Consider the following 10,555-nt stretch of genomic DNA (forward strand, 5'->3'; position numbering starts at 1 on the left):
ACGACTCGTTAATACATAGTGTGACCATTCAATGTTTCTTTAGGAATCTCTTGCAGAGCGTCCCAATGTTCAACAATCTTCCCATTATGATCAAAACGAAAGAAATCCATCGTCACGTATTCAATATCATTAGGCCATGTTTGGTGAGTGTGTAGTGCCACCAAGTTCCCTTCAGCAATGGCTCGCACAAACGTAATGTCTTTATTGGGATACTCATTTTGCATCCGCTCAAAATACTCGATAAAAGCCTCGGGGCCATTTCCAACTAATGGATTGTGCTGGATGTACTCATCGCCAACATAGTCTTCAACCGCTTTTCTTGGATTACCTCGATAGGAGGTTTCGTAAAACGCAATGGCATTTCTTTTATTCTCTTGCAGATCCATTTTTCTTACCTGTGTTGCTCCATCTTGCGGATAACGGTAATCATAGTCTTTGAACTTCAGAAGTGACCAAACTTCGCGCACAAAAAAGGCCGCTAAAGAGCAGCCTTCATCACTTCTACTTGGAATCATCGCCTTTCATCGCTTAAACCACACCACCAGCACCGAGCATAGAACGCTCACTGCTCTCCACCAGCAACGCGGTTGCGGTTTGTTTCAGTGTTTCCCATTCTTGGTCTTCGACAAAAATACCATTTTGCCAAGAGGCTTGTTGCGTGTTGCTTAACTCATCGCCTTCAATGTGAATGGTGTATCCCTGTGCGCTTTTCTCGATATCGAAATCGTTCACAGAGAGTTCGATAACCATACTATGCAAATCCGTATCATGCCCATCAAACTGATCCGAGAAAAAGACTTCTGGCGCGATTCGTCCACGGTTTAACACATAAAGCGTTCGCTTGGGACTAGAGCCATTGACCCATTGTGCACGGCACGCAATGCCTTTTGCAGAGAGCTTCAACAACTCACTAAAACCTAGCCAACGGTTATGGCACTGCTTCAACGTGATAGTAATCGACTTACTGTTAATCATTTTCTCAAGTGCGAAATCCAACACGGCGGGTAAGTGGCACGCCACACTGCCATTGTGCAAATCCATCTCGATACTCGCTGACGTGCTGTTGGTCACCGATACGGCGCAGTCTGAATCTAACCCAAGAAACAGACTGGCGTTATTAAAATGGCGAACTCCATGTAAGCCAACCATTTGCAAGTCCGCCACCATGTTCGCAATGACATCCGCCTCACCACAGTGACGGCGCATGCCAAGAAATGCCTTATTAACCGCGGCCACCAATTCGTTGTGAGAGACGATCATAATGCAAATCCTCCACTGATTTTTTGATTATCACTTTGCGCAATTTCGTCACGTGGCGGCATGCTAGGGAAAATCCATGTGTCTGCCAGTTTAGGGTCGTGAATTTCATCTAACAACGGCGCACCTTGGAAGAAAGTTACTCGAACCCAACGATCCGAGCGCGGATCAAACTTAGTCGCGCCAAAGATCGCCAATTTACAACGCAGTAAGTGCATTGGTAACGCATCTTTACGCAGCACATTCATTTGAATATCCCCCATCGCACGGTTGCCTAGCGTCCATACGCGACGTGTGATCGAACGATAAGCCAGTTTTTGCAATAGAAACTCTGCTACGGACATTTCTACATCACAGTCAAGCAAGGCCTGGTACAAGCGATTCACTTGTCTGCCGATATCAAGCGGCAGTTCTTTTTCTTCTCCAGCCTCTTCCCCGCGAACACCAAGCCTTGGCTCTTCTTTATCTTGTGAGCGATACCAGAACCAGTAGTTGTTCTCGGCTAGTGAGTAATCCGCATCAATCGCCCAGCGGTACTTGCTTTGCAACACTTCCAGTAAATCTTGGATCTTTTTCCCGCCCGGAATAGATAACGTTTCATCCGTATTCATTTGGCTAGCAAATTCATCCACTAAAGATGGGTAGAGTTCGATCAAGCAAGAGGTGAGGATTTCTTGGGCTTCCACACTCATTGTTTTCTTATGCTCGACCAAACTCGCCCAATTCGGATGTGATGCCATTAACGTTGTTAGCTCTGATAGCAGTTGTTTGATGTCTGATATCGCTCGATGATTGAGCCTGTCTTGATGTTCATTGATGGTGATGACTTGCTCTAAATGACGCTGTGCTTTTTGTAGTAATCCTTGCAAAGGAGCATGGAATGAAGCTTCACATGGCATCGCAAAGACTCGCGCTACCGCACGTTCGCGAGAGGTCATCCATTGGTCAACGATGCACGGGTGATTAATCAAGTATGGAGCCATGCCTAAGCCAGTCGCATTGCCGACACCAAGGTAGCGCTGCAAGCCACGATGCAAAGCCACCGCGTTGTCGCCACCTTGTTGAAGTGCCAGATAGTGCACCCAATCCAGGCTGAATTCACGCAACATATATACGGCACACATTTGCGCACTAAAAGACTGGCTGAAATCTGAGTTGTTCTCTAACAGTTTGAAATCGGCGATACCAAACTTTCCGTTACCATAAACAGCTGTGGTACGCAGGATATAACCCACTTCAGCTAACTCTTTCGGCTCAGGCTGCTCGCCTTGAGAAAGCGCGCTAACAATGTGCTCAAACACGCGCACACTTTTGTTTGCGCGAGCAAGAACAAGTACGTTGTTTGGATTACGTCCCGCTTCTTGCAGCGGTACATTTTCTCGCAATCTTTCCAACAAAGTAACATCAACATCGCCTTGAACCAGTGCAAATGTGACGTCCCACTTTTCAGCAATTACGCGATCATTACGCTCGTCGTCGGCAATTTCATCACAGAATACCACCAAATGATAAACGTGCTCTGGCGTGGTCAATTTGTAAATCACATGACCATAACCACGAGGACAAAGCTGCCACTCATGCTTGGTTACTTGCCAGTTTTGGCTTGCCATATTACGAATCAGACTGCGTACAAAGCTAATTCGGTTTTGGTGCATTGCGCCAAGCCTTTCGGCTGCCATGACAATCGCTGCATCGCGCATAGTTGCTTCCGTATAAGTAGAACGATGTGCATCCATTTTGCTCACCACCTATTTGTTATTGTAAGAATACTAGGGTTTGTGCGGATGCAGGAGGAAAACACCCGCACAAGCTCCACGTTGTTTGAATTAGATAATTGTTATAGCCCTTGCTCTTTCGCCATTTTGATTGCAATTTGTGGCGCATTCCAAAGTGACGGTAACAGAATCAACGAAACCGGAACCGCGGTAATAACAATGAAAGATTGCAGAGCAGAGATGCCGCCAGAGCCAAGGGAAATTAGGATCAATGCCGTCACACCCATCATTACTCCCCAGAAGGTACGGATGATCGCATTCGGCTCCGTTTCACCACTGATCACGACACTGATTGTGTAGGTCATTGAGTCGCCCGTCGTGACGATGAAGATCGTGGTTAAAATCAGAAATAGAATTGAAGTCAGCATTGGCATTGGTAGTTGCTGAGTCACTGCAAGCAAAGCACCTGGCAAGTTAAAGCCCTCAAACGCCGCACTCACGCTACCCGGTTCAGCAATTTCAAACGCAAGGCCTGAGCCGCCCACAATCGTGAACCAAAAACAGGTGGTTAACGGAGCCACAATACTGATGGTGGAAATAACTTGGCGAATAGTTCGACCACGGGAAATACGCGCAATAAAGATTGCCATCATCGGACCATAACCCAGGAACCAGCCCCAGAAAAATACTGTCCACCAGCTTAGCCAACCTTCATCACCACGGTAGGTCGCCATTGGGATAAAGTTATCCAGCATGCTCCCTACACCTTGAATGTATCCATTAAAGATAAAATTCGTAGGGCCAAAAAACAGGATGTAAACCATCAATGCCATTGCCAGAATCACGTTGTAACGACTAAGCAGTTGCATGCCTCGGCTTAATCCACTGAGTGCTGACAAGGTGTAAAGCGCAATCGCAAACAAGATGATGATAAGCTGAGTGGTAAAGCCATCAGGAATATCAAACAGCGCATTTAACGCGTAGCTAACCTGCAAGCCTAAAAACCCAATTGGTCCGATGGTGCCCGCGGCTACCGCGATAATGCAGCACGCGTCAATCAATGCACCGAGTTGGCCTTTAAGTGCTCGTTCGCCCAAGACTGGGTAAAGCAAAATACGGGGTTTTAGTGGTAAACCTTTGTCGTAATGTAGGTGCATCACCACGATGGAAGTTAAGCTACCTACAATCGCCCAAGCCAGAAAGCCCCAGTGCATAAAGGATTGCGACAACGCATTCACCGCACCTTGCTGCGGGTTATCTTGCGCGCCGTACAAAGGGGGTGGGCTAACGTAATGCGCGATAGGCTCAGCCGCGGCCCAGAAAACACCACCACCAGCCAATAAGGTACAGAAAATAATCGCCATCCAGCGGAAAGAATCCATTTCTGGTTTTGCAATCCCGCCCAACATCACCTTGCCTGTTCGCCCTGCAGCCAAGCCAAGACCAATAAGAAAAGTGAGAAGCAGCAGTAACTGCCAGTATGGACCAAATACCTGAACTGCCCAGCCAAAGCCAGCGTTAACGATCGTAGATAACAGCTCGCCGTCATAAAGTGCAATAGCAACGAACAACGCGATGAAACCACCGCTATACCAAAAGGCCGGGTTACTCAGTCCTAATTTGTCCGTCGTGTTTTCTGTTGTTGATGTGTTGTGTTTTGCTTTCGACTTGCCCGATGACACGCTCATCGTGGAAGCTTTCATGCTATTGGTTAAATCAGACATACTCTGGCTCCAGAGGTTCTTTGCAGCAGCCAAAGACTGGCTACAAATGTGAGTTTTACGCCTGCCGTATTGTTATTATGTGGGCAGGCGGTTCCTACTTTGGGGAATGCTATGAAATAGGCTCTAATCCTTCTTTAAGGAAGTTGAACCAGTTTTCACCCAATATTTTTCCAGCCTCAGATTCACTGAATCCGTGACCCATTAATCCGTTGTAGATGTTCTCCATCCCTGCGCTGCCGCAGAACCATGGCAGCGCATCTGGCCATCCCGAGTTACTTGCAGAACCTTCGCCGTAATCCATCGCTTTTGACCAACGCCCGTTGCGCATCCACTCCAACACTTGTTGCGGCTGATTTAGGCACAAATCGCTACCGATACCTAAATGGTCAACGCCAAACATGTCTGCGGTTTTCGCAACCATCTGGCAGAAATCATCCAGCGTGCACTGGCTGCCATTTGGCAAATGGAATGGATATAAACTGAATCCAATCAAACCACCGCGCTCCGTCAGTGCTTTGATCACGGTGTTGGACTTGTTGCGCAGTGCGTCATGCGCAAATGTCGGGTTAGCATGGCTGATACAAATTGGACGCGAAGAGAGCTCGATAGCTTCCAACGTCGAACGCTCCGCGCTGTGGGACATATCAATGATCATCCCGACTCGGTTCATCTCTTCAATCGCTTGTTTACCAAAGCGAGTTACGCCGGAATCGTTTTGTTCGTAACAACCTGTCGCCAGTAAGCTTTGGTTGTTGTAGGTCAGTTGCATGATCAGCAGACCTTGGCGGCGCATCACTTCAATCAGGCCAATTTCATCATCGATAGGTGAGCAATTTTGCGCGCCGAAGAAGATGCCGACTTTACCTTCTGCTTTGGCTTTTTCTACATCTGCCATTGAATAAATAGGCATGATGAGGTCCGCATTTTGCTCGAAGCGCAAGTTCCATTCAGCAAAACGCGTTAAGGTTTCGCGCGCAGTTTCGTGGTAGACGATGGTGGCATGAACGGCGGTAATGCCACTCGCCTTAAGCGTTTGGAAATACTCTCGATCCCAATTGCAGTACTGCAATCCGTCAATCACAATCCGTTGTTGGTACATAACCACTCCTTAAACAATTTCTTAGCCTTTTCGTGCGGGCAACTGACACCATCAGTTACCCTGTCGATCTTAGTAAGGACGCTGATAAGCGGTTTTCACTACGGTGTAGAACTCTTTGGCGTACTGACCTTGCTCACGAGGACCAAAGCTAGATTCTTTACGGCCACCAAATGGAACGTGATAATCTGTACCCGCAGTTGGCAAGTTAACCATGACGCAGCCCGTTTGGACTTGCTGTTTGAAGATCGCGCTATTACGCAAGCTTTGCGTGATAATGCCGCCTGTCAGGCCAAAGCGCGTATCGTTCGCGACTGCAATTGCCTCATCCAGATCAGAAACGCGAATCACGCTCGCCATTGGCGCAAAGACTTCTTCTTGGTTCACTTCCCAGCCATTCTGTGTATTTAAAAACAGAGTTGGTGACATGTAGTAACCGTCATGCTCTAGGCTCAGACGCTCACCACCGAAAGCCAGCTCCGCGCCTGCTTGGCGTGCGTTTTCGATCCACTCAAAGTTCGCATTCAGCTGGTTACCATCAACCACAGGGCCCATGAACACGCCCTCTTCCAGTGCGTGACCCACTTTAAGTTCGCTCATGCGTTGGATTAGCGCTTCAACATACGCGTCGTGAATTCCGTCCATAACCACAAGACGAGAAGACGCGGTGCACTTTTGACCTGCACCCGAGAATGAGCCTGCGATTGTCGCTTCAACGGCAATTTGAATGTCTGCATCATCTGCCACTACGAGCGCATTTTTGCTACCCATCTCTAGCTGACAACGCACAAAATTTGGTGCCGTTGCCGCTGCAACTTTACGGCCTGTGTCCACAGAACCAGTGAAGCTCACGCCGTTCACATCCTTCGAATTGATAAGGGTATTACCGACTTGCGAACCGCTACCCAAAACGAGGTTAAACGTGCCGGCAGGTAAACCTTGGCGATGGATAATCTCTGTCAGCGCAACGGCACTTGCTGGGGTTAGGTTGGCAGGCTTCCAGACGACGCTGTTGCCAAACGCAAGTGCTGGCGCGATTTTCCAAGCCGCTGTTGCTGTTGGAAAGTTCCAAGGAGAGATAATGGCGATAACGCCGACGGCTTCACGAGTAACTTCAACGGAGACACCTGGACGGACGGAAGCAGCGTTATCGCCAATTTGACGCAGAACCTCAGCAGCAAAGTATTGGAAGAATTGGCCAGCACGGTATATCTCACCTCGACCTTCAGCAAATGGCTTACCTTCTTCACGCGAAAGTAAGGTGCCCAATTCGTCACATCGTGCAATGAGCTCATCACCAATCGCTTGTAGCACTGCTTGCTTGCGCTCGATTGGTGTTTTTTCCCACTCTGGCTGCGCTGATTTAGCCGCTTGAATCGCTTGCTCTACTTGCGACACACTCGCTTGTGCGAAATCGCCAATGTTTTCGCTGATATCAGAAGGGTTAATATTGGCGATGGTGTCCATGCCCGATTGCCACTCACCCGCTATATAGAGGGATTTTTCTGCTTGAACATTGTTAATAAAAGTCATGGTTCTTTCCTTGTTCTTCCGATTTGTGATGGCAAGCCACCCACTCACTGATCTCTAATTGTTCTTATTGGATTTATTCTGGTTGGCTTGCCGACGCGTAGACGACAAACTCCACCAACATCTCTTCTCGCGCTAACCCTGCAACCACCATGGCGGCGCGATTTGGGTACGGTGCTTCAAAATATTCCGCGTACACTTGGTTAACGGTCTTTAAGTATTCTCTGTCAGTCACATAAATCAGGACCTGCAACACCGAGTCCAAAGACTCCCCTGCACACTCCAGGGTGTGAATGAGATTGTTAAAGGTTTGACGTGTTTGTGCTTCGATACCGCCTTCCACAACCGCGCCTGTGTCATCAATAGGAATTTGAGCCGTATACAGGGTTCCGTTGTTGACTATCGCCCATTCAAGCGGCGCTTTAGAAGCAAATAGACTGGTTTTAACTGGGTGTTTTTTAGTAGGAGTATTCACGTGCCTTTCAACCTTTGTAACAGCTTTGTTTCAATATGGTTAAATGATGCACATTGACAGGCGATAAATCTAACGGTAAATTTTTGACATTTGATAAATTAAACTTATCACCCTGTTTAAAATAACGTAAATAAAGGGATTAGGAGGCATTAGGGATGAGTATTAAGCTTCAACAATTAATGCATTTTGTGATGGTAGTCGAGGAAGGAGGCTTTCGAGCCGCTTCACATCGTGCAAATCGTTCTCAGGCGGCACTGTCAACATCGATAAAAGAGCTTGAAAAAATTCTAGGGCAAACGCTGTTTGAACCCGGAAACAAAACCAAATTGACCCCGTTTGGTGAAATTTGTCTTCCCAAAGTGGTTCAGTTTCTCAATATCTACAGTGCACTAGACAACGATCTCAAAGCAGCCGCTGCCGGACAGCAAGGGAGAGTGCGAATTGCGAGCGTTCCTTCTGTTGCAGCGAAGCTCATTCCTAGCGTGTTGGGCGCCTTTTGCGAACAGTATCCAAATGTAGAAGTAAGCTTGATAGACGATAATGCCGCTGGCGTCGAGGCTCGCCTACTCTCCGGTGAGGTCGACTTAGCGCTCGGTAACCCCTCTCACCTCGATGAGGGCGGCATTGACTTTACGCCGCTGTTAGCCGATCCAATAGGCGTGGTGTGTTTAAAGGACAACCCTATTGCGAGTCATCCAGAAGGAATCGAGTGGCAAACTTTGTTGGAACAACCCTTTATCCGTAACGGCACTTGTACACTTCTCGATCCAACCCCAGCAAGAGCTCTGAGTCAGCAAGCGCTCTATTCGGTCGAAAATATTACTTCGCTGTTTTCTGTCTTAGAACTTGGGATTGGTGTCACGACACTACCGAAGCTTGCTTTCCCAACCAATGAAACACGCTTGGTTTGGATTCCGCTTATCGATCCACCACTTGAAAGGCAAATTGGTATATTTACGTTAACCGATCGCACGATCTCGCCTCAAGCTAAAGCATTTCACGATCTTTGTGTGCATTATTTAAACTATCAAAAAGAAGATAAATAATGGTTCGATTAACATGCGGATAATTAAAAGCCTCCATATTCAGAGTGGAGGCTAATTTGTATTTGTGTATTCGCTTCGTTCTATTTTTTGCGACGATTTCGGTTCTTATACACCACGCAAAAGTTACCACGCTTGGTACGACACTTTGAGCAACGTTCACAATCTACTGGTGCGCGATTGCCTTCTTTCCAACGTTTGATCAACTGTGGCTCAGCCAATAAAGGGCGTGACACAGCAAAAAATTGGATACCTGTGTTTTCTGCAATTTTCTCAATCGCATCAATGTCGCTCAGCCCGCCGACAGTAATCACCGGTATGCTAACGTCCTGACTGATCACGTGACCATATTCGTGAAAGTAACCTTCTTCTTGTAGTGTGTAACCATCGAACGTTTGACCAACAAGTTCGTTTGCTTTGCCGTGAATATTGCCAGATACGATGATCGCATCAACGCCTACTTCTTCAAGTTTCTTACTGACGACGCGAGTTTCATCGAACGTTAAACCGCCGTCAAAGAACTCTGTTGCCGTCAGTTTAACGAGGATGGGAAATTCGCTTCCAACCAGCTTTCTGGTTTCAGAATAAATTTCTAAAAGAAAGCGCATGCGATTTTCTAAGTCACCGCCATATTCGTCTTCTCGACGATTATAGTACGGGCTTAAAAACTGGTTAATTAAATAAGTGTGCGCCGCATGAATCTCTACGCCGTCAAAACCAGCGTCTTGAGCACGTTTACTCGCCAATGCGAATGCCTTTACGATGTAGTCTATTTCGTCCTTTGTCATCGCTTTGCCTTGCGTATTTGTACCACGCTCAGGCACGTCACTCGGAGCGAAGATGACACGCTCACCGACGTTATGGGTGGTTTTGGTGCCACCGTAAGCAATTTGCATCACGATTTTAGAATCTTGTTGATGTACTAGCTCTGTTAGCTTTTTGTATTCTTCAATAAAAGAGTCGTTGTAGATCCCCATCATACCTGCGTTGGGTTTCTCTTCTTCAACGATATTGGCATAACCCGTAACAATAAGCCCAACTTCCCCTTTCGCAAGCGTTTCGTAAATATCGTAAAGCTTTGCCGTCATATGACCATCTTCGGTCGCCATGTTCTCCCACGTTGCGCTTCTCACAAAACGGTTCTTTAGGGTCATGTTGCCAATGCGGGCTTCGGAAAACAAAATGCTCAAAACCAGTCCTCTTAAAGTTGTCTTTATGTTTTATCTGTTCGCAAGTAAACAAGAACGAAAAAGGAACAGCGATACACGATGTATGGCTGTTCCTTCTCTGAATCCTTGAGACCTGCAAACTACAGGCGCACCTTAATGCCTCGGAGACGACAAAACTTTAATCTGGGTTAAGGTTTAGTGAGTTTTTAGATTATGTAAATGGATGATTCTTAATCGTGTTCATTTCACTGGAGTTAAGATGCTTCGTCACCCACTTTCAGTCGTAAAGCTTTTGTATTTCGCTAGCTGGTGATTCAACTCAAACATTCACATTGTTAGTTTGTATGCTGCTATCGGAACTAGCACTACCCCAAATGTTTACATTACAAACTATCGATATTGAATTCTCATATGGCAAATAGAGTTATTGCGCTGTTTATACTTTTTGGCTTAATCGTCGCTATCTCTTGGCATTATTACGCGTCAGCGGAAACACGCGACCCACTATGTTTTACACACTGGTTGTTTTTGCTTTTAGATATGAAT

At 46.8% G+C, this 10,555-nt stretch carries 9 protein-coding genes; 1 reads left to right on the plus strand and 8 read right to left on the minus strand.

The window, feature by feature from the left end:
* Positions 1-8: 8 nt before the first annotated feature.
* The 7 genes from R7127_RS15880 to R7127_RS15910 all read right to left on the minus strand — a co-directional run bounded on the left by R7127_RS15880 (position 9) and on the right by R7127_RS15910 (position 7,797).
* On the minus strand, positions 9-386 hold the full coding sequence (locus R7127_RS15880; protein WP_065275629.1) for a nuclear transport factor 2 family protein: 378 nt from the start codon (positions 384-386) through the stop codon (positions 9-11).
* Positions 387-528: 142 nt separating this feature from the next.
* The gene (locus R7127_RS15885; protein ID WP_115386694.1) at positions 529-1,260 is read right to left on the minus strand and encodes a DUF3726 domain-containing protein; all 732 of its coding nucleotides are present in this window, start codon (positions 1,258-1,260) and stop codon (positions 529-531) included.
* Positions 1,257-2,993: a hypothetical protein gene (locus R7127_RS15890; RefSeq protein ID WP_115386695.1), complete on the minus strand. Its 1,737-nt coding sequence runs from the start codon at positions 2,991-2,993 to the stop codon at positions 1,257-1,259. The genes R7127_RS15885 and R7127_RS15890 overlap by 4 nt, the downstream gene beginning before the upstream one ends.
* A gap of 101 nt (positions 2,994-3,094) precedes the next feature.
* Positions 3,095-4,696, minus strand: a complete 1,602-nt coding sequence (locus R7127_RS15895; RefSeq protein ID WP_172563867.1) for a BCCT family transporter — start codon at positions 4,694-4,696, stop codon at positions 3,095-3,097.
* A 109-nt stretch (positions 4,697-4,805) separates the two neighbouring features.
* The gene (locus R7127_RS15900) at positions 4,806-5,795 is read right to left on the minus strand and encodes a membrane dipeptidase (RefSeq protein WP_053303711.1); all 990 of its coding nucleotides are present in this window, start codon (positions 5,793-5,795) and stop codon (positions 4,806-4,808) included.
* 69 nt (positions 5,796-5,864) lie between these two features.
* A complete protein-coding gene (locus R7127_RS15905; RefSeq protein WP_005375790.1) occupies positions 5,865-7,325 on the minus strand; it encodes an aldehyde dehydrogenase family protein in 1,461 nt (486 codons plus the stop codon).
* 73 nt (positions 7,326-7,398) lie between these two features.
* On the minus strand, positions 7,399-7,797 hold the full coding sequence (locus R7127_RS15910) for a RidA family protein (RefSeq protein ID WP_005375789.1): 399 nt from the start codon (positions 7,795-7,797) through the stop codon (positions 7,399-7,401).
* A 155-nt stretch (positions 7,798-7,952) separates the two neighbouring features.
* Here R7127_RS15910 and R7127_RS15915 point away from each other — a divergent pair, with 155 nt between their 5' ends.
* Positions 7,953-8,843 (plus strand): LysR family transcriptional regulator, encoded by an 891-nt coding sequence (locus R7127_RS15915; protein ID WP_005375788.1) that lies wholly within the window; start codon positions 7,953-7,955, stop codon positions 8,841-8,843.
* 80 nt (positions 8,844-8,923) lie between these two features.
* On the opposite strand, the gene R7127_RS15920 is transcribed toward R7127_RS15915, so the two are convergent.
* Entirely contained in the window at positions 8,924-10,030 is a 1,107-nt protein-coding gene (locus R7127_RS15920) for an NADH:flavin oxidoreductase (protein ID WP_154203913.1), read from the minus strand.
* Positions 10,031-10,555: the final 525 nt, after the last annotated feature.

It is taken from the genome of Vibrio sp. 1159 (genome assembly GCF_033340395.1).
GTDB classification, from domain to species: Bacteria; Pseudomonadota; Gammaproteobacteria; order Enterobacterales; family Vibrionaceae; genus Vibrio; species Vibrio alginolyticus.

Coding starts and splice junctions, on each gene's coding strand:
- R7127_RS15880 (WP_065275629.1), bottom strand. CDS start 386: ATGGATCTGCAAGAGAATAAAAGAAATGCCATTGCGTTTTACGAAACC.
- R7127_RS15885 (WP_115386694.1), bottom strand. CDS start 1,260: ATGATCGTCTCTCACAACGAATTGGTGGCCGCGGTTAATAAGGCATTT.
- R7127_RS15890 (WP_115386695.1), bottom strand. CDS start 2,993: ATGGATGCACATCGTTCTACTTATACGGAAGCAACTATGCGCGATGCA.
- R7127_RS15895 (WP_172563867.1), bottom strand. CDS start 4,696: ATGTCTGATTTAACCAATAGCATGAAAGCTTCCACGATGAGCGTGTCA.
- R7127_RS15900 (WP_053303711.1), bottom strand. CDS start 5,795: ATGTACCAACAACGGATTGTGATTGACGGATTGCAGTACTGCAATTGG.
- R7127_RS15905 (WP_005375790.1), bottom strand. CDS start 7,325: ATGACTTTTATTAACAATGTTCAAGCAGAAAAATCCCTCTATATAGCG.
- R7127_RS15915 (WP_005375788.1), top strand. CDS start 7,953: ATGAGTATTAAGCTTCAACAATTAATGCATTTTGTGATGGTAGTCGAG.